This window comes from Chelatococcus sp. HY11 (assembly GCF_018398335.1).
GTDB lineage: Bacteria > Pseudomonadota > Alphaproteobacteria > Rhizobiales > Beijerinckiaceae > Chelatococcus.
Map to the genome: position 1 here is coordinate 1 of NZ_JAHBRX010000003.1, position 19,963 is coordinate 19,963.

Annotated in this window: 15 protein-coding genes and 3 pseudogenes; 9 read left to right on the forward strand and 9 right to left on the reverse strand. The window is 61.3% G+C overall.

The features are described from left to right. The 5 genes and pseudogenes from KIO74_RS29560 to KIO74_RS29580 form a co-directional block, all read left to right on the forward strand. A pseudogene (locus KIO74_RS29560) lies at positions 1–223 on the forward strand (TniB family NTP-binding protein); the annotation flags it as partial. Positions 224–225: 2 nt separating this feature from the next. Next, positions 226–1,389, forward strand: coding sequence for a TniQ family protein (locus KIO74_RS29565; RefSeq protein ID WP_249731653.1), 1,164 nt, complete (start codon positions 226–228; stop codon positions 1,387–1,389). A 388-nt stretch (positions 1,390–1,777) separates the two neighbouring features. Then, complete coding sequence (locus KIO74_RS29570; protein WP_249731654.1) at positions 1,778–2,944, forward strand: RHE_PE00001 family protein; 1,167 nt, start codon at positions 1,778–1,780, stop codon at positions 2,942–2,944. Positions 2,945–3,465: 521 nt separating this feature from the next. Next, positions 3,466–3,615, forward strand: a complete 150-nt coding sequence (locus KIO74_RS29575) for a hypothetical protein (protein WP_213339370.1) — start codon at positions 3,466–3,468, stop codon at positions 3,613–3,615. Positions 3,616–4,167: 552 nt separating this feature from the next. Continuing rightward, positions 4,168–5,307 (forward strand): sensor histidine kinase, encoded by a 1,140-nt coding sequence (locus KIO74_RS29580; RefSeq protein ID WP_249731655.1) that lies wholly within the window; start codon positions 4,168–4,170, stop codon positions 5,305–5,307. Positions 5,308–6,076: 769 nt separating this feature from the next. On the opposite strand, the gene tnpC is transcribed toward KIO74_RS29580, so the two are convergent. The 3 genes from tnpC to tnpA form a co-directional block, all read right to left on the reverse strand. Further along, positions 6,077–7,609 (reverse strand): IS66 family transposase, encoded by a 1,533-nt coding sequence (gene tnpC / locus KIO74_RS29585; RefSeq protein ID WP_213331183.1) that lies wholly within the window; start codon positions 7,607–7,609, stop codon positions 6,077–6,079. Positions 7,610–7,678: 69 nt separating this feature from the next. Continuing rightward, positions 7,679–8,035: an IS66 family insertion sequence element accessory protein TnpB gene (tnpB, locus tag KIO74_RS29590; protein WP_213331182.1), complete on the reverse strand. Its 357-nt coding sequence runs from the start codon at positions 8,033–8,035 to the stop codon at positions 7,679–7,681. Next, entirely contained in the window at positions 8,032–8,472 is a 441-nt protein-coding gene (gene tnpA / locus KIO74_RS32740) for an IS66-like element accessory protein TnpA (RefSeq protein ID WP_213331181.1), read from the reverse strand. The genes tnpB and tnpA overlap by 4 nt, the downstream gene beginning before the upstream one ends. Before the next feature lie 154 nt (positions 8,473–8,626). Here tnpA and KIO74_RS32745 point away from each other — a divergent pair. Continuing rightward, positions 8,627–8,839, forward strand: a pseudogene (locus KIO74_RS32745) (ATP dependent DNA ligase); the annotation flags it as partial. Between the two features lie 601 nt (positions 8,840–9,440). On the opposite strand, the pseudogene KIO74_RS29600 reads toward KIO74_RS32745, so the two are convergent. The 6 genes and pseudogenes from KIO74_RS29600 to KIO74_RS29625 form a co-directional block, all read right to left on the reverse strand. Further along, positions 9,441–10,613, reverse strand: a pseudogene (locus KIO74_RS29600) (acyl-CoA carboxylase subunit beta); the annotation flags it as partial. Positions 10,614–10,621: 8 nt separating this feature from the next. Further along, the gene (locus KIO74_RS29605; protein ID WP_213339372.1) at positions 10,622–11,569 is read right to left on the reverse strand and encodes an electron transfer flavoprotein subunit alpha/FixB family protein; all 948 of its coding nucleotides are present in this window, start codon (positions 11,567–11,569) and stop codon (positions 10,622–10,624) included. A gap of 17 nt (positions 11,570–11,586) precedes the next feature. After that, the gene (locus KIO74_RS29610) at positions 11,587–12,336 is read right to left on the reverse strand and encodes an electron transfer flavoprotein subunit beta/FixA family protein (RefSeq protein ID WP_213339374.1); all 750 of its coding nucleotides are present in this window, start codon (positions 12,334–12,336) and stop codon (positions 11,587–11,589) included. Between the two features lie 108 nt (positions 12,337–12,444). Continuing rightward, the gene (locus KIO74_RS29615) at positions 12,445–13,608 is read right to left on the reverse strand and encodes an acyl-CoA dehydrogenase family protein (protein ID WP_213339376.1); all 1,164 of its coding nucleotides are present in this window, start codon (positions 13,606–13,608) and stop codon (positions 12,445–12,447) included. 36 nt (positions 13,609–13,644) lie between these two features. After that, positions 13,645–15,300 carry a class I adenylate-forming enzyme family protein gene (locus KIO74_RS29620; RefSeq protein ID WP_213339377.1) on the reverse strand — a complete coding sequence of 552 codons (1,656 nt, stop codon included), beginning with the start codon at positions 15,298–15,300 and terminating at the stop codon, positions 13,645–13,647. A gap of 16 nt (positions 15,301–15,316) precedes the next feature. After that, positions 15,317–15,994, reverse strand: a complete 678-nt coding sequence (locus KIO74_RS29625) for an SDR family NAD(P)-dependent oxidoreductase (RefSeq protein WP_213339379.1) — start codon at positions 15,992–15,994, stop codon at positions 15,317–15,319. Positions 15,995–16,193: 199 nt separating this feature from the next. Between KIO74_RS29625 and KIO74_RS29630 the strand changes: the two genes are divergently transcribed. The 3 genes from KIO74_RS29630 to KIO74_RS29640 all read left to right on the forward strand — a co-directional run bounded on the left by KIO74_RS29630 (position 16,194) and on the right by KIO74_RS29640 (position 19,896). Then, complete coding sequence (locus tag KIO74_RS29630; RefSeq protein ID WP_213339381.1) at positions 16,194–17,369, forward strand: acetyl-CoA C-acetyltransferase; 1,176 nt, start codon at positions 16,194–16,196, stop codon at positions 17,367–17,369. Positions 17,370–17,465: 96 nt separating this feature from the next. Further along, a complete protein-coding gene (locus KIO74_RS29635; RefSeq protein ID WP_213339384.1) occupies positions 17,466–18,218 on the forward strand; it encodes an SDR family NAD(P)-dependent oxidoreductase in 753 nt (250 codons plus the stop codon). A gap of 16 nt (positions 18,219–18,234) precedes the next feature. Further along, complete coding sequence (locus KIO74_RS29640; protein ID WP_213339386.1) at positions 18,235–19,896, forward strand: AMP-binding protein; 1,662 nt, start codon at positions 18,235–18,237, stop codon at positions 19,894–19,896. Positions 19,897–19,963 lie beyond the last annotated feature (67 nt).

Sequence of the window (19,963 nt, forward strand, 5' to 3'; positions counted from 1 at the left end):
GTTCCCGCTTCGTAAGCCGTCATTTCTCAACTCGGCCGATCTGCAGAGCTGGATTTTGGCCCGCACAGGCGGGACCATAGGGGAAATAGCTGCTCTGTTGCGTTCGGCTGCGGTTGCCGCGGTCGAAGGCGGGGAGGAGGCGATCAATCAGCGGTCGCTCCGCCAGATGAAATACCAAGGTCCGGCAGACCGCCGACGTCTCACCGAGAAGCTTCTGGTCTGAGGATGGCGACAAGGCTGCCGATTCATCCTCAGCCATTGCCGCAAGAAGCTTTGTCTTCATGGCTGTGGCGGCTCGCTGATGCTTATGACATGGGCGTCGGCGAATTCGCTGAAGCAGCCCTGGGGATCAACAGGCCGGATATCGAATTGGCGGATTTCTGGCCATCGGCTCTTTTGATCCAGAAGCTGGCGGAACGCACAGGTGTTGCTATTGGTCGGATCCGGGCCATGACGATGGCGGCCTATGTGCCCTATCTGTTGGACAGTCTGTCGCCGCGAGGCGACATCTTTCGAGCCTATTGCTGTCAGTTTGGTATCTTTGAGAATCCGGCGTTGCGAGTGCGCCCGGCGCGGGCTGCTTGGTGGCTCCCTTGGATCTCGGACGATCTCGCCGACGGCAAGATGATCGGGTGCATTGAATGCCTGCGGGGCGATCGGCAGCGTTTCGGCCGGCTACATTGGCGAGCGAACTGGATGGCGAGTTGCCCGAAGCACGGCGTCCTGCTGCACGCTGCCAGTCCCGCCGAACAATCCGAGTATCCAGTTTCCAAGGAAACCGCCACAGAACTCGCGGCGCTCGACGGGTTGACCCTGCAGGCCGTTACGAAGGGCAGGGTACAGTTGCCCGGTGGCCGCCTTGTTCACGGAGGCCTTTGGCTTCGTGTTCTGCGTGGCGTTATCGACGAGATCTGCCGCCCGCGCCGCATGAAGGATGTGGCACGTCCGATAATTGAGGCTGCGTGGGAAGCAGCAGGCCTGCCCTATCGCCATGCCCTGGGGCGCTGGGGTATTTACGAGAAGTTGGGTCGTTTGGAGCGGGCGAACGTGCTGAAAGTCGCTGCCTTGGCCATGCGGCCGCTGATCAGGGCGGGCTTCCAGCCTTTGAAAGCATCCACGCGCCCATTGGAGGCTGAAGCGTCACGGGCCGTCTCGCCTGCCGTTCTCGTGCGGGATTTCCAACTGATGCCCATCGAAATCGAGAACATCACCATGCTGGCCCGTGAAAACGACGACGTTGCGATCGATCTGCGCCGAATGCTCAATCATCAGCCGCGCAGTGCACGGTTCGTGGCTCAGACTGACGAAACCCTCAAAAGCTTGGGAATTCCGGTGTTGGCGCCGCTTCTCGTCGCCCGGACGCCTGATCTCGCCGGTGACCCCTACTGAAGTCAGCTTTGTCCCGCCAGTGCAGTCCACTGTGACAAATGACACTCCAACGGCGAAACGAGCGCGGCGTACAATTTCAAAAGACACGAGAAAACGGTCGTTTGATGACGTGGTTTGAGAACGTTGCGTTAATCACCACGCCCGATTGGGCTTCCCTTATCGGGCATTCTCAGCCCTAGAATGGCTCATCTCTGGCGATTCTGGCACGCGATCGCGAATTTGAGCGCGGTGACCGGGCCAACGCGGGCGGCGGTCGTAAATCGGCTGCGGAGGGGCTTCTGAACGCACCCGTCCAGCCCATCTACGAGCCGTAGAAAGCCATTGCTTCGCTTCCGCAAGCAGCTTTAACCTTTGGTGGGTCAACCACTTATGATTCGTGGGGCGCAGCATGGTCGTCGGGGGCAGGATAGGGGATCTCGGTCGCGACGAGGAAATCCGGCCGCAACTCTATGACCTGCCGGATCTGCCCTGGGAGGCGATCGCCGGCCGGCTCGAACGGGTCGCCATCGCGGTCATGAAACTCGATGCGCGGCTCGAGGCCTCCGGTCTTGCGGCCGGCTGGCAATCGCGCTGCGACATGACCGAGGCGGTGCGGGCACTGATCCTCGACGGTCATCTCGTCGATATCGGTGACGTCGTGCTGCACGATGCCGGCATGGATGTCAGAAGTCCGACCCACGAATTGACCCGCGCCGCGACGGCCTTGCGCGCGCGACGAACCGTGATGGTCCGCAAGGCGCCGTGGCCACTCTCGATCGACGGTCTCGCCGCCCTGCGCGGCATCATGCCGGCAAGCGGGGAGGGCAGGGGGGCACGCTCGACCTCTCCCTCGGCCGCGGACGACGATAACAACGACGCGTTTCCGGCCTTCGCCACCGACGCCGATCCGTGGAAGGCGCAGTTCGCCGATATCGATGCCCTGCTCGCACGCACCAACAATGTGCTCGCCGGCGAGACGCCGATCCGCACCAGCCGTTCGCATCTGGTCTATGACCCTGACATCGACGAGGGCGAGGATGAAGACCTCTGGCTCGATGTCGTCAGGCGTACCGCACCATGGCCGGCGGTCGCCGCCGCGGCAATCGCCTGGAAAGCCTGGCTCGATCTCAACCTCTATCCGCGCCAGCCCTGGCTCGGCTTCATCATGGCCGGTTGTATCCTGCGGGCGCGTGGTCTGACCGACCACCTGCTGCCGCTGGCCTCGGGCTTTCGGACCGCGAAATTCCGGCCGCAGGGCAGGGAAGGAGCACCCGAGATTGTGGCGGGCTTCTGCGCCATCGTCGAGGAAGCGATCGCCCAGGGACAGAAGGATCTCGAGCGTCTGCTTCTCGCACGCGAGACCATGGACCGGGTCACCCGAACCCGCCGCAGCAACTCGAAGCTGCCCGAACTCGTCGCGCTGTTTCTGTCGCGCCCGCTGGTGACGGTGGCGCTTGGCGCCAAGCTCCTCAGGGTGACGCCCAAGGCCGTCGACCTGATGCTGATCCAGCTCGGCGGCGCACTGCCCCGCGAACTCACCGGACGGCGCCGCTATCGCGCCTGGGGCATCGTGTGATGTACTCCACCCCGGAACTTGATTCCCGCGCCTTCCGGGCGAAACGCCCGGCCGATATCTTCCGCACCATTCCTGCATTGGCGACGCCAAAGATTTACCCTGCCATGACAACGCCGATCAATCTTCCTCGCCGTTTTCCGCGGAGCATTTCAGACGGCTAGAATCGGAGCTGTGAGGTGACAAGCACGGACCTGCACGACCTATCGTTGAGCTTGGCTATCGTCGCAGGTGGCCTGTCTGTCGTCTTGCACGGAATGGCTTGGCAGGCCCGCAGACGGCTCAGGGCTTCGTTGAAAATTCAGCTCACGGAAGCGGTCGAAGAACTGACACAAAGATGGGAGGGACGCGCTGCTCTTTGGCATAGCATCGGGCTTGCACTGTCCCTTGTCTCAATCCTTTGTGTCGCAGCGTGGCTTCTCCTCAGGCAGTGAGCTGACGTTCCTCACTTCCGCAATCAGGGCGTACCCGACGGGAACGGGTGGCTGAGGGGAGCGTTGCCAACCTACAAAAGGAGCCCAACCATGCTGAATGCCAGCGATCGGGATGACAAACCCGCTGAAATGAAGATCAACAGCGACGAGCGCCAGGACAAGAGGCTCGACCATGGAATCAAAGAGTCCTTCCCGGCCAGCGATCCGGTATCCGTGCAGGTGAGCAAATGCTCCCGGTGATCCTCGCGGCGAAGGGGACACGGCGAGTTCTTCGTTACAAGAGCCTGGCGTCGAAGGTGTTATACCGGGCGTTGCGCAGCAAGCTCGCCAAGCCGCAGCCGCCCTCTCGGACGGAGCACGGGGGGCGGCCGAAAATCTGCTCGCCAAAAGCCGGGAATATCTCCCCGGTCTGGAGAGCAGCGTTCAGAGGAGACAGACCGCAACGGTGGATGCGATCGGCCGGCACCCGATCGGGGTCGCTGTGCATTGTTGATCGGCTTCGGAGTCGGGGTGATTGCCTACGAGTTTATGGCAAGCAGACAACCGCGTCAGTCTCGATCGCGGCAGACCGGGTAGCTCATCTCACAAGAAGCGAGCAGCAATGGTAGCGCGCCAAGGCGCCCGCCCCTCGTCAGGTATAGGTCGAGCTTGCGAGCGCCGCTGTTAAGGGTCGAACCACGGCAGCCTCTTCATAGGAGAGTGGAGAGACCTTCCAGAATAACCAGCGCTAGCGCCTCTTGATGGTCAAGCGGAAGACACGCGAAGGCAGCGGCGAATTGTTGATGGGCGAGTTTGTCCTCCTGTTCAGGGGGAACACTGAGCGAAAGGGCCAAGGAACCGTCCGCCATCTTCGACCTCTCGTCGGGCGCGACGGGTGCCGCTAAAAAACAGGTTCCTGAGGATGGTGAAAAGCTAGGCCCGGAGATTGCCCGCCTCGTATGCTTTATCGCAGACGACATTGAAACCTCGCAAACTCCCCGAGAGCAGACCGACAAGTCGAGGGGCTTAGGGCCAGAGGACTCCCCTTTTGCGCAGAGTGCAGCCGAGGTCCACGCGACGCTTCGCCTCGGCGACGGCTTCGATATCGATCAAATGGTGTCAGAGTACCGCGCCCTGCGCGCGAGCGTGGTCAAGCAATGGATGGCGGGGAAAGAGGCTCTTGCTGCGACAGATCTCGATGAGCTCACTCGTTTCAACGAAGCCATCGATCAGGCTATGACTGAGTCAGTTGCCAAGTACACGGAAATTGTCACCAACTCGCGGAATATCTTTCTCGGCGTCTTGGGGCACGATTTGCGCAATCCTATCGGCGCGGCGTCTATGGCAGCGCAGGCTATGGTCAAAATGGGCGTGACGGGCGCAAGGCAAACTCGTCTCGCATCTCAGATTGTTGACACCACCCAACGTGCGACGGCAATCCTGAATGACCTTCTCGACATTACGCGCTCGGCTTTCGGAGCCGACCTTCCGATGGTGAAGGCGCCGATGAACATGGGGCAACTTGCCATCCAGCTCAGGGATGAAATGCGTGCCCTCTCCGAGGGGCGTTCAATCGAAACTGAAATCATCGGAAACACCGAAGGCGAGTGGGATAGGATCCGGATCGGGCAGGTCTTCTCGAACCTGATTGGCAACGCCATTCAGTACAGTCCGCCAGCATCGACTGTTTCTGTGACGGTTTCCGACCGCCAAGAGAAGGTCGTCGTATCCGTGAACAATGAGGGGGCCCCGATCAGTTCGGAAAAGATCAAAACGATCTTCGATTTCATGACGCGGGGCAACGAGACCGACGTAGGGGGCGAGGTTACCACCAATCTCGGGCTCGGATTGTTTATTGCGAAGAAGATCGTTTCGGCCCACGTCGGCGAGATCACGGTTACCTCAGATGCCAATACCGGAACAACTTTTACGGTCATTCTTCCGAGGCGTTAGCCTGTGAGGTGACTTTGTAATTTGAAGTGGGACGCTCGGACTCATTCTTGCGAGTGTCAATCGACATAGCGTGGATATGGTAGCGTCCGAGATGAAGCATTAACTGAGATCGAATTCGATTCGCCTCACTGATGGCGCGGCGGCACCCTTAAGAAGCCGCGCCGGCCGATCCAGCGAGCAAATGTCGCCGCGACCAAAGCCGTGAGTCGGCCTCTCGTCGGCGACACCGTAGACCCGCGCCAAGCCACGCTCTTTGACCTTCCGATCCCCGATTGGATAGAGCCATGTCTCCCTACGCTCGTCTTGAGGGCACCCACCGGGCCTGAATGGATGCACGAGATCAAATGGGATTGCTATCGTATTTCTATTTTCATCAACCACGGCAAGGTGACTATCCGGACCCGCCGGGGCCGCGACTGGACCGATCGATTTCCCGCTGCACGGCCGATCGAGCGGTGCTCTACGCCTTTTGATCTCCTCTTTCTCGACGGGCACGACTTACGTCCCTGGAAGCTTGAGGATCGGCGGGATGCGTGGAATCCATTGTCGACCTGACCAGCCGCACCATCATGTTGTCGGAGGAGATCGAAGGTGATGGACCCATCATCTGGGCCCATGCCTGCCGTCATGGACTGGAAGGGATCGTCTCGACGCGCCGTACTGCTCCGGCCGGCGCCTCGATTGGCGCAAGACGAAGTGCATCCAGTCCGAGACTTTCCTCGTCATCGGATATGAGACGACGGCAGGCGAGTTGGCGTAAGCGGTGTTCTCAGGCCACGGCCTTGATCTCGGAAGCGGCGATATAGGCCCAAGGCAGGAGATCGTCGATTTGGCTGTTTGGATGGCCGTTGACGATCCTTGCGAGCACGTCGGCGATGTAGCGGAGCGGTTCGACGTCGTTGAGCTTGCAGGTTTCAATGAGAGAAGCGACGACAGCCCAATGCTCGGCGCCACCGTCAGAGCCCGCGAAGAGAGCGTTCTTGCGGTTGAGCGCAATCGGTCGGATCGACCGCTCGACGGTATTGGAGTCGATCTCGATACGTCCGTCGTCCAGGAAGCGGGTGAGCCCCTCCCAGCGTGAGAGCGTATAGCGGATTGCCTCGGCGAGTTTGGTCTTCTGGCTGATCAGGCTGAGCTTCTCGTGCAGCCATGGCTCGAGTTCGGCCAGGAGCGGCCGACTCCTTTCCTGGCGCGCGGTGCGACGTTCGCCTGCCGACTGGCCGCGGATGTCGTTCTCGACGCGATAGATCTCTGCGATGCGCCGGAGCGCCTCGCTGGCGATGGGCGCCGGGCTGGCGGCCGCGAGCTCGTAGAAGCGCCGGCGTACGTGTGCCCAGCAGAAGGCGAGCGTTGCGCCGCTCTTCCCGGCCAGCACGCGATAGCCGCCATAGCCGTCGACCTGCAGGATGCCGGTAAAGCCCGCGAGATGAGCGATCGGTCGCTCCGCCTTTCGGTCCGGCGCATAGACATAGGCGACGCCCGGCGGGTCGCTCCCGTTCCATGGTCGGTCATCGCGAGCGTAGGCCCAGAGCTGCCCGGTCTTGGTCTTGCCGCGGCCGGGATCCAGCACCGGCGCCGTGGTCTCGTCGGCAAAGAGCTTCGGCGAGGCCTTCAGCTTCTCCAACAGCCGCTCGTGGACCGGACGCAGGTGCCAGGCGGCGCGGCCGACCCAGTCGGCGAGCGTGGAACGGTCGAGGTTGATACCCTGCCGAGCATAGATCTGCGCCTGACGATAGAGCGGCAAATGATCGGCATATTTGGAGACCAGAACCTGCGCGACCGTCGCCTCGGTCGGCAGACCGCCTTCGATCAGCCGGGCAGGCGCCGGAGCCTGCACGACCACGTCATCGCAGGCACGACACGCATATTTGGGTCGACGCACGACGATCACGCGCAATTGCGCCGGCACGATATCGAGCCGCTCGCTGACGTCTTCGCCGATCCGATGAAGGTCGTTGCGGCAGCATGGGCAGGCATGGTCCTCGATGTCGACGACCATCTCGATGCGTGGCAGATGCGGCGGCAGCGCGCCACGGTTCGCCCGCCGCTTCGCAGCGCGTTCCCTGCGGATAGCCGGATCAGCGTGTTCGGCTTCTTCCTCGCCCGCTGCTTCGATCTGCTCTGCTTCCTCGAGGCCAAGAAGGAGTTGATCCTCAGGCAGGCTCTCGGCCCGACGACCGAAGCGGTGGCGCTGCAATTCCTTGATGATCTGGGTCAGGCGAGCGTTCTCGACATCGCGCGCCAGGACCATCGCCTTCAGCACATCCGGATCGTCGGGAAGCTGGTCCGCCGTCATCGCCATGACGGGAGCAGACCATATTCGCCGGCTCCGGGCGACAGCGGAATCGAGGCTGATTCACTTCGTCGCGGATCAACTCGCCTGCGTGGGAACGCTTGTCTGGCGGGCTTCATGGACCCGCCGCCAATCGAGCCCCTCAAGCAGCGCCGACAACTGCGCGGCCGTCAGGCGCATCACGCCATCCTGCACCTTTGGCCAGCGGAACTCCCCGTCTTCCAGCCGCTTTGCATAGAGGCAGACGCCGGTACCGTCCCAGAAGATCAGCTTGATCCGATCCGTGCGCTTGGCACGAAACACATACACCGCACCGCTGAACGGGTCGGCGCCCATCGTCTCGCGCACCAACGCAGCCAGCCCCTCCGCCCCCTTGCGGAAGTCTACCGGCTTCGTCGCCACCATGACCTTGACGGCGCCCGTCGGCCCGATCACGAGGTTGCCTTCAGCGCACGGATCACCGCCGCAACCGTCTTGGCGTCGGCGCCTCGGCCAACCCGCATGGCAATGCCGTCTATCTCCAGCTCGATCATCCCAACGTCGCGGATACTCTTGCGCCTCCGCGGCTGTCCAGGACGCTTCGGCGCGGATCCCCGAGGCGGGGCTGTCACCACCGCGGATACGAAGGCCAGGGATTCCTGCTGCACCGAAGCGGCCTGTTTGCGCGCTTCGCGCCGCCAGGCGAACACCTGCTGCGGCCTGAGACCATAACGCCGGGCAACTTCGGAAATGATTGCGGTCGGCTCCAGCGTCTCCGCGACGATCCTCGCCTTGTCATCCATCGACCAGTGACGCCGGCCGCCAGCACCGTTGATCACCTCGAAACGCCGAGGCTGCCGCTCCGGGTCAAGCGTAAGGTCAAGTCCAGACACAAATCTATCTCCGATCCAATACAGGACCGGCAACCTCACAGATCGCGATCACTCCCGAAAGATGGCCCGGAAACACCGCTTACGAGTTGGCGAGCGTTCGCCTAGCTGAAGAGCGGGGAGGGGTGTTGTACCCCGTCGGGGGGGGGCGGCTCGGGCTTTTAGCGGCGCCACGGCGCGCGATCTGGAGCGGCGGCTGGCCCGTTTGGTTGTCGACAAAGCCCCAATCGCGGGCCTGAAGGACAAGGCCGTCATCTGGACAAAGCCTGATGTGCGCGTCGAGATCGAGTACCGCGGAGTGACGAGCGACCGATCTCTTGGCCATGCCGCTTTCAAGCGGCGTTCGAGAAGACTAGCGCAACACAAATGAGGGTTCGGAGACCTTCGTCGCTCCAGGTGTCCTCATTATGTTCTCATCATGAGGACGACATGAGCAGGCCAAGAGAGACATTTCCGTTGACCGTTTCCGCGCGGAGGTCGCTCCGTTCATTCTCAAAGAGATCGAAGGTCTCAAAGAAATCGAAGGTTTGCGCCGGACCGTGAGTGCCGCCTGGTTCCCGCTCAACACTCCAGAGAATAGGGCTAACCTAGCCTTTACGAAGAGCCTCGACGAGTTCGTCGGGGTTCTATGTGGCTATCCTCACGGCCGTTCCAACACTCCGCTCCCAACGGACCCTTGGCCGGTCGTCCCTGGAACAGAAAATGGTGGCGGCGCCGGATTGCGGAGGCGAGGCGTCCTGATTGTCAGCCTCGCCCGCTGGAAGTTGCTTGCGCCTCAGTTTGTTGCGCAGGGGAGAAATAAGACAGGGTCAGCGAACTCTTGCCGTAGTCCTAAGCGCGAAAGCCTCGCGCGTGCCCCTCCTCGACCCGAGTATGGCCGCACCCATGCCAAGCAGCATTGCCAGAAACACTGCGATCGAGGTCCACAATGCGCCCTTAGCGGTGGCGTCAGCCGCCTCTCGCGCACGCTGCACCGTCGCCTCCGCATAAGCGAATAACAGCTTCGCTCCATGCTTGATGAGACCGCCATATTCCTGCGAGGTTCCGGGCAGGAAGCCCGGCACGTCCTCGAACGTGACGACGGGAATGTCGAAGGCGTCGCAGAAGCGGATGAAGCGCGCAGCTTTCCGCGAGGCATCGGAATCGAGCACGCCCGCCAGCACCATCGGCTGGTTCGCCACGATGCCGACGGTGCGGCCCTCGATGCGGCAGAAGCCCGTGATGATGTTGCGCGCGAAGGCTTCCTGAATCTCGAAGAAATCGCCCTCGTCGACGATTTTCAGGATCAGTTCCTTCATGTCGTAGGGCTTGTTGGGATTGTCGGGGATCAGCGTGTCGAGACTGTCATCGACCCGGTCCGGATCGTCGAAGCTCGGAATTTCCGGCACGCCGTCGATGTTGTTGGAGGGCAGAAAGTCGATCAGCCGTCGCACCTGCAGCAACGCCTCGACATCATTGTCATAGGCGCCGTCGGCCACCGAAGATTTGGTGGTGTGGATCTTCGCGCCGCCGAGTTCTTCCGACGTCACGGTCTCGTTGGTGACCGTCTTCACCACGTCGGGGCCGGTGACGAACATGTAGGAGCGGTCGCGCACCATGAAGATGAAATCGGTCATCGCCGGCGAATACACGTCGCCGCCGGCGCAGGGGCCCATGATGACGGAGATCTGCGGAATGACGCCGGATGCGATCACATTCCGCTTGAAGACCTCGCCGTAACCACCGAGAGCCGCAACACCTTCCTGAATACGTGCTCCGCCGGCATCGAACAGGCCGACGATGGGCGCGCGCATCTTCAGCGCCATGTCCTGGATCTTGATGATCTTCTGCGCGTGGGCTTCGGACAGCGAGCCACCGAATACCGTGAAGTCCTTGGCGAAGACGAACACCGTACGGCCGTTGACCGTGCCCCAGCCGGTGACGACGCCGTCGCCGGGAATGCGGGTCTTCTCCATCCCGAAATCGGTCGAGCGGTGCTCCACGAACATGTCGAATTCCTCGAACGAGCCGTGGTCGAGCAACAGCTCGATCCGCTCGCGGGCGGTCAGCTTGCCGCGCGCATGTTGCGCCGCGATGCGCTTCTCGCCACCACCGAGCCGCGCCCGCGCGCGCCGGTCTTCAAGTTGTTCGAGCATCGTTCTCATTGTGCTGGCTACCTCGTGTCGATGGATGCGAGGACGTCGTTCAGTTCCGGCAGGATTGTGAAGAGATCGCCGACGAGGCCGTAATCGGCGACCTGGAAGATCGGCGCCTCCTCGTCCTTGTTGATCGCCACGATGACTTTCGAGTCCTTCATGCCGGCGAGATGCTGGATGGCGCCCGAGATGCCGACCGCGATGTAGAGCTGCGGCGCCACCACCTTGCCGGTCTGGCCGACCTGCCAGTCGTTGGGTGCATAGCCCGCATCGACCGCCGCGCGGGAGGCGCCCATGGCGGCTCCGAGCTTGTCGGCGATCGGCTCGATGTACTTGGCGAAGTTCTCGGCCGAGCCGAGAGAGCGGCCGCCCGAGATGATGATCTTCGCCGAGGTCAGTTCGGGCCGATCGTTCTGGGCGATCTCCTCGCCCTTGAAGCTGGAGAGCAGCGGATCGGCTGCCGCCGCCACCGCCTCGATCGGGGCGGCGCCGCCCTCGGCTGCGGCCGGGAAGGCCGAGATCCGCACCGTGATCACCTTCTTGGCATCGCCCGATTGCACGGTCTGGAGCGCGTTGCCGGCATAGATCGGCCGCTCGAAGGTGTCCGGCGACACCACCTTGGTGATGTCCGAGACCTGCATCACGTCAAGCAAAGCCGCCACCCGCGGCAGCACGTTCTTGCCGGTGGTGGTGGCGGCCGCCACGATGGCGTCGTAGGGGCCGGCGAGCGACACGATCAGCGCCGCCAACGGTTCGGCGAGCTGGTGCTCGTAAGGCGCGGCATCGGCCAGCAGCACCTTCTCGACGCCCGCCAGCTTCGACGCCGCCTCGGCGGCGCCTTGCGCGTTCGCGCCTGCCACCAGCACATGAACCGGGCCGCCCAAAGCGGCGGCGGCGGAAAGGGCCTTGTGGGTCGCGTCCTTGAGGTGAGCGTTGTCGTGTTCGGCGATCAGCAATGTGGTCATGGTCAAATCAATCCTTCTCAGAGCACGCCGGCTTCGGTCTTGAGCTTCTCAACCAGTTCGGCCACCGAGCCGACCTTGACGCCCGCCTTGCGGCCGCCGGGCTCGACGGTCTTGAGCACCTTGAGGCGGGGCGCGATATCGACGCCGAGCGTCTCCGGGGAGGTCTCGTCGAGAGGCTTCTTCTTGGCCTTCATGATGTTGGGCAGGCTGGCATAACGCGGCTCGTTGAGGCGCAGGTCCGTGGTCACGACCGCCGGCAGCTTCAGAGCCACCGTCTGCAGACCGCCATCGACCTCGCGGGTCACGTCGATGGATCCCTCGGCAGGCGTCAGCCGGAACGCGAAGGTGCCTTGCGGCCAGCCCAGCAGAGCCGCCAGCATCTGGCCGGTCTGGTTCGAATCGTCGTCGATCGCCTGCTTGCCGAGGATCACCAGATCGGGCTTTTCCTGCTCGACCACTTTTTGCAGAAGCTTCGCCACCGAAAGCGGCTCCACCGCCGCGTCGGTCTTCACCAGGATGCCGCGATCGGCGCCCATGGCGAGCGCCGTGCGGATGGTCTCGCCCGCTTGCTGCGGGCCGATCGACACCGCCACGATCTCGCTCGCCTTGCCCTGCTCTTTCAGCCGGATCGCCTCCTCGACGGCGATCTCGTCGAACGGGTTCATGGCCATCTTTACGTTGGCAAGCTCGACGCCCGAGCCGTCACCCTTCACTCGAACCTTCACGTTGAAATCAACAACGCGTTTCACACACACCAGAAGCTTCATAGCTGCCCTTCAGGGATAGATTCTGCAGTCGTGGAACTCGCGGGAAATCGAATTTCAATAACGCGTGGCAGATCGGTTAACGCGACGATGGCGCGCGTAGTTGAAAATTTAGAATGAGCGCGGCAAGCCGAGACTTTCTGCGATTGAGTTACGGACCATTTCATTGGTGACTGGGGCTATCCGGAGGATACGTTGATCGCGCCAGTACCGCTGCATATCGGTCTCCGCGGAGTAGCCCATTCCACCAAGGATTTGGATTCCCAGATCAGCGGCTTTGACCGCGTACTCCGACGCCACCAGTTTAAGCATATTCGACTGTACACCGCATGGGCGTCCCTGCGATTGCAGCCAAGCCGTATAGAACGTGAGAAGTTCAACGCTCTTCTGCCAAGAGGCGATGTCAGCGATATAGTGTTGGATCGCCTGGAACGAGCCAATCACTCGACCAAACGCTTTGCGTTGCTTTGCGTACTCGACCGCGTCCTCCAGGACGCCATCAATTGCACCAAGACACTGCGCACCTACGAGGATTCGCTCGTTGTTTAGAGTCGGCAACACCTGCTTCCAGGCGTTGCCCGGGGTACCAAGGACGCAATCGTCCGGTACGAAGACATTGTCGTAGTGGACGGTACAGGAACCGGCGCCACGCATACCAAGCTTCGGAAGGAGCGTCGTCGTGATACCTTTCGACTTGGCGGGTACGAAGAAGACCGTCAGACCGTGATGGCGCTTCTCCACGTTCTTCTCTGACCGTGCAAGAACAAGAAGGTAGTCGGCGACATGTGCGCCGGTCGACCAGATCTTTTCCCCATTGATAACCCAGCCACCGTCGACCTTTTCCGCGAAGGTGCGCATGGCACCAAGCACGTCGGTACCACCGCCTGGTTCGGTGAAGCTGATCGTTACACGTGTGTTGCCTGCCGCGATATCGGGCAGGAATCGCTGGCGCTGTTCCTCGTCTCCAATCTCGCTTATTGCACGTCCGCCAGCAAACGACGTAGGCCCCCAAATCCAAAGCAGACCAGCAAGATTGCGCGCCGCCTCGCGAGCGAAGATCGCCTGCATGATGGGATCTCCGCCTTGACCGCCGTACTTCTCGTCGATGCCGATCCCATGAAAGCCGGCCTCCGACATTTTGTCCCACAGTGCGAACGGAAAATTTTCCTCGTCGCGTTCCAGTTCGCGGCACCAACTTTTTGGCGCTTCGGCGTCAACCCACCGTCGCACCATATCGCGAAACGCGGACTGTTCCTCGGTCAAATCGAAATTCATCGTCCAAACCTCACTTGATATGTCTATGAGCGGTTGTCAGGCTTTCGCTACAAGCTCTGCGAGAATGTCCTCGCGCAGTTTCCCGCGCTGTATCTTGGTCGCGGACATCGGCCAATCAGAAACGATCCGCACGACGCGCGGCACCTTGAAGGAAGCGATTGTTCCTTTGCAGAAGGCGACGAGTTCGGCTTCGGTGACGCTCCTGCCCTCGTGAAGTTCAACGAACGCCACAGGCACCTCGACGAGGCGGGTGTCCGGGATACCGACGACCTGGGCAAGCTTCACGGCGGGGTGCCCTTCAAGGAATTGTTCGACTTCTGCCGGGGCGACGTTCTCGCCCCCGACCTTCAGCATGTCCTTGAGGCGCCCCCGGAAGGTAAGACGCCCAGAGGTGTCGAAATCCCCGATATCACCTGTGTGCACCCAGCCGTCGCCATTGAGCGTCGCTGCGGTCTTCTCAGTATCCTTGTAGTAGCCGCGCAGTGTGTTGTAGCCGCGATACCGTATCTCGCCGGCAGAACCCTGCGGCATCTCGCTCCCGGTCTCAGGATCGACGACCCGTACCTCTACACCCGGCATCGGCAGACCGCCGGTCGTCATTCGCGTCTCATAGTCGTCCTCGGGCGACGTCATCGTGACATAGCCGCCTTCGGTTGATCCGTAGAGCGTCACCTGAGCCGCATTCGGGATCGCTGCCTGCATCCGCCGCAGCGTCTCCGGTGGCGCGACGTTAAGCCACGCAATCGTCTGACTGAAATCCGTCGTCTCAAATTTTGGATGGCTGACCAGATCCATCGTCAGCGGCGGATATGTCGGATAGAGCATATTCGGCTTTTCGGCACTGATCAGATCGAGCGCCTTGCCGGCCTCGAAATGCGTGTCTGTGACAAATGTGCCGCCGAGGGCGAGCGTAAAAACAAGCGGGCCAATTCCGGCGATGTGAAAAAGCGGACACGGGTCCCAGAATTTTACTCCCGGCTTCACACCCCAGCGAAAGCCCGCCATGGTCCAATGGCGAACCAGGGCTTCTTGCGAAAGCATTGCGCCGCGCGGCTGCGACGTCGTGCCCGAGGTGTAAATAATCGCGGCGATGCTCGCCGCTGAAACGCCCTCGCACCAGTTGCGCACGCGGGCTTCATCAGCCTTGGCGGCAAGATCATCGAAAACCTTCTCTCCGACAAACCCGTTCCGTTCCGCCCCGCCAAGGAGGACCACGGCCCCCAGCGCCGGAGCCGCTTCAACCGAGAGCGCGATCGGATTTCTCGCCTCCTTGAGAGCGGGAAGGGCATCGGCAAGGAGATCGGCGTAGTCAGTATAATCCTTTGCCTTGTCGTGTGTGATGATCGCTCTCAGGTCGCAATCTTTTGCGATAAAGCCGATTTCCCAGCTTCGATATCGGTTATTGATCGGCACCGCCACGGCGCCGAGCATCGCAATGCCAAACACAGAAACGACGAAATCGGCGCTATTCGTCATAAGGATGCCGACGTTCTCTCCAGGCTTCACACCGAGCGCGGAAAGACCGAGCGCGATGTGCCAGGCGCGATCTGCAATCGACCGGTAAGTGTGACGTTCGTCGGGCAGAATGAGTGCCTCGTCGTCGGGCCAGGTTTCCGCGCTCCGCAGGATCACGTCGGCTAGAGAAACCGGAGTGGACGGACGCGATGTTGGTAAGAAGTAGGATTTGGTCATGATGAGGTTCGCTCCCTTATATCCCGCCATTCGCGCCAGTCATGTAACTTGCTCGGTTACTCGCCAGGAATGCGACAACTTCGGCGATCTCCTTGGGATCGCCGAGTCGTTTGAGCGACGTCATGGACGAGAACCGTTCAACATGCGCCTCGGTGAGACGAAGGCCCATCCCGGCTTTTATCAGACCTGGCGAGACAGCGTTGACGCGGACACCATGCGGCGCAAGATCGCGCGACCAGCTCTTCGTCAGATTGATCACGGCGGCCTTCGACGCGGCGTAGTCGCAGGCGGTGCTCCCGATCTCACCGGAAATGGACGCCATGTTCACGATCGCACCGGGCTTTCCAGCCGCGATGAGCGTGCGCGCGAAGAGCTGCGCCAAATGAAAGGGAGCAAGGACATTGACCGCTACGGTCTTCTCGAGCTGCTCCATCGGGAGTTCCAGAAATGGCGTGACAGCGTGATAGCCGGCATTGTTGACGAGAACAGTCGGGATCCCCCGCTCGTTTGTGATCCGAGTCATGGTCGCCCTTGCCGCGCCGTGGTCGGTCAGGTCGCAGGAATAGACGGCATCCGCATCGCTCGGTTCATGGAAAGCAATGTCGAGGCCGATCACTACTCGGCCGTCTGCCATTAACCGTCGCACGATCGCCCGGCCGATACCGCCTGCGGCGCCTGTTACGATGGCGACCATACTCTTCTTCTCCCAACCACGACAATCGCAGACCATCGGGGCGATGTCCCGGGCGAACTGATCATGCGGGGAGCCCTGCGTATCGCACCTATCCAGGGATAGGCTGCTGCCGGGCGGCTGCCTGTCTTTGGGTAGGTGTGGCGATCAGGTACGAAGGGCACGAGAAAACATGATGCGATTGCGCCTGAAAGGATTTCCCATGAAGACAGCTTATATCGTCGACGCGGTCAGGACGGCGGGCGGCAGGCGCGGCGGCGGACTGAAGGAATGGCATCCCGCCGATCTGGGCGCGCTCGTGGTGAACGCGCTTATCGATCGCAATTCGGTCGATCCGACACGGGTCGAGGACGTCATTTTCGGCTGCGTCAGTCAGGCTGGCGAGCAGTCGACGAACGTCGCCCGCAATATTGCTCTCTCATCGAAGCTTCCTGATACGGTCCCCGGCGTCACGCTCGACCGACAGTGCGGCTCGTCCCAGCAGGCGGTGCATTTCGCGGCCCAGGCCGTCATGTCCGGCTCAATGGATATCGTGATTGCCGGTGGTATCGAGAGCATGTCCCGCGTTCCAATGGGTATGCCTCTCAGTTTGCCGCAAAAGAACGGCCTTGGTCATTACAAGGGCCGCCGACTTGAGGAACGCTTCCCCGGTATAGACTTCAACCAGTTCCACGGTGCCGAGATGGTTGCGCGGAAGTACGGGCTCGAGAAGGATGAACTGGACCGATTCGGTCTTCTCAGCCAACAGCGCGCCGCTGCCGCTACCAAAGAGGGCGCTTTCAGGGACGAGATCGTTCCCGTCCCGTTCATGGGACCGAACGGTCCCCAGGATCACGTGGTAGACGAAGGCATCAGGTTCGGTGCAAGCCTCGAAGCGATGGCAGGTGTCAAGCTGATCCAGGAGGGCGGGCGCCTGACACCCGCGACGGCGAGCCAGTTCTGCGACGGGTCGGCCGGACTGCTCATCGCAAACGAAGATGGGCTGAAGGCTCTCGGCGCCAAGCCCATCGCTCGCGTTCACCACATGAGCGTGATCGGCGGCGATCCCGTCATCATGCTGGAAACGCCGATCGCCGCCACGCAGCGCGCCCTCGCCAAGACCGGCATGTCGATCGACGAGATTGGACTTTACGAGGTGAATGAGGCCTTTGCCTCGATACCGCTGGCTTGGGCGAAGGCGCTCGGCGCCAATCGGGAACGCATGAACGTTCATGGCGGGGCAATTGCTCTCGGCCATCCTCTCGGCGCCTCTGGCGCCAAGATTATGGCGACGCTGGTCCACGCCATGCGCCGGCACGGCGTCCGTTATGGACTTCAAACCATGTGCGAGGGCGGCGGCCTCGCCAATGTCACGGTTATCGAACGGCTCGGCGGTTAGTGAGGCCGAGAAAAACATTGCCCGACCGCGCGGGCAAGCATGATGCGCGCGGAATATCAAGGCACCCAGTCTTAGCACAAAGGAAGGAGCGCGATTGTGACCGAAGGTTCTGTATTGGTGTTCGGCGGCAGTGGCGGTCTCGGCAGCGCGATCTGCACGCGACTGACCGAGGAGTGGAAGTCTCTGGTCCTTACCTACCACGGCAATGCAGAAAAGGCCGCATCGATCCGAGCTGATCTCGCGAACAAGATCGAGGCCGATGCTGTGCGCGCGGATATTCGCAGCGATTCGGACGTGCAGGCGGCGATCGACAAGGCCGATGCCATGAACAGCGGCTTGAAAGGCGTTATCTTCGCCTCAGGGGCGAATATCCTGCAACCCTTCGTGTCACAGATAGACCAGAAGCAATGGGATGACGTGATCTCCATTGAACTTCTCGGGTTCACCCGAGTGATTCGGCTGACGCTGCCGGTGCTGCGCAAGAACGGCGGCGGCGCTTACGTCAGCGTGGTGTCCTTTGGGACGTACTGGTTCCCGCCCGGTGACGCAATTTCCGCCGTGCCGAAAGCCGGCATTGAAATGCTGACGCGGGCCGTTGCCAAGGAAGAGGGACGTTACGGCATTCGTGCCAATTCTGTCGCGCCTGGCATCATCAATGCGGGTCTCGGCAGCGTGATGCAGGACAAAGTCTACAATGCGAAGATCTGGGAGGATCAGAAGAAACGAGTGCCGCTGCGCCGGTTCGGCGAAGCCTCGGACATCGCCGAGGCGGTGGGATTCTGCGCCTCGCCCCGCTCGTCCTATATTACGGGCCAAACGATCATCGTCGATGGTGGTTTGCGACTTTGATGTGGGAGGATTGCTCATGACCGATTCGCCCCTTACCGTCGGCGCCTCGCTTTTCCGTGCCGCCGGCCTTTGGCCCGATCGGACCGCGCTGATCATTGCCGGTCGTCAGGCCAGCTACCGTGGACTGTTGGATGAGGCCAGTCTCTGTGCACGCGGCCTTGCCGGACTTGGCGTGAAACCCGGGGACCGCATCGGAACATTGATGCACAATTGCTGGGAGAGTGTCATTCTCTTCTACGGCGCAAGCCTGATCGGCGCTGGACTGTTACCGTTCAACGCCCGCTACCGCGGGGACGAGCTCAGCTTCACCGTCGGCTTTTCTGATGTGGTCGGACTGTTCACTACAGCGCATGGACGCGAACACGTCGAGCTGCCGGAACTGCTGCAAGATACGTACCCCATTTTGCGGGAGTGGAAGGCGGGCGAGCCGCTTAAGATCGCCGAGGCTCCGTCGCTTCGCTTCGTTGCGAATCTTGCAGACCCGGAGGAAGAACGCTGGGTAACTGAGAAGCATCTAGCGGAAGCGGCGCAGCGAGTAAGCGCCGAAACCGTCGAGGCCATGGCCGCCGCCGTGAAGCCGGGCGACAACTGCATTACCATGTTCAGCTCTGGCACAACGGCGCGCCCCAAAGCCTGCATGCTGTCTCATGAGAACGTCAGTCGTGTGGGTTCGGCACTTGCCGAGCGCTTCGAAATGACGGCGGATGACCGATTTTGGGATCCGCTGCCGTTCTACCACATGTCGACACTCATGCCCCTGGCCGCCTGCCGGACAGTGGGCGCGACCTTCATTGGCGTCGAGCATTTCGAAGCCGGTGCGGCACTGGCCGAGATCGAGAGAACCCGAGCAACGATCCTGTATCCAGCCTTTCCGACGCTCATGGCATCAATGGTCGCCCATCCTGATTTTCCTCACCGGAACCTTTCGACAGCGCGCTTGATGCTCAATATCGGTGCTCCGGATTTGCTTCGGCGTTTCTGCGAGGCGATGCCAGGCGCCAAACAGGCATCGTGCTATGGACTGACCGAAGGCGGCGGCGTGTCGGTTTGGAGCGACAAGGACGATACACTGGACGAGCGGATCTTTACCTCTGGCAAGCCCATTACGGGAACGAAGGTCCGGGTCGTGGATCCCGACACATTGGAGGACAAGCCGTTTGGTGAGAACGGTGAGATCTGGCTGTGGGGCTACTGCGTCTTCTCTGGTTACTATAAGGATCCGGAAATGACCGCGGCGGTCATCACGCCGGATGGCTGGCTGCGGACGAACGATATCGGACACCTCCTCCCCTCTGGTCACCTTGTCTATAAAGGCCGCCTCAAGGATATGCTGAAGATCGGCGGTGAGAATGTCGCGGCGGTGGAGATCGAAAGCTTCCTCATGAAGCACCCCGCGATCAAGATGGCGCAGGTTGTGAGCGTACCCGACGAGCGCCTCGTCGAAGCGGCAGCCGCCTTCATCGAGTGCATGCCCGGGAAGAGCATCACGCCCGAGGAAGTGGTAAAGTTCTGCGCGGGCCAAATGGCGAGTTTCAAAATACCTCGCCACGTTCAGTTCGTGAACGACTGGCCGATGAGTACGACGAAGATCCAGAAATTCAAGCTTCTGGAGAATTACGTGCCGTCCTCCCCCCTCGATGTCTCTGGGATTGCGAGAGCGTTGAAGCGCGGCGCATAAACGTCTCGGAGAAATACATGGATCTCAACGAAAACGGCGCCCTTCGGCGCCGTCCTTTTGTTTTGAA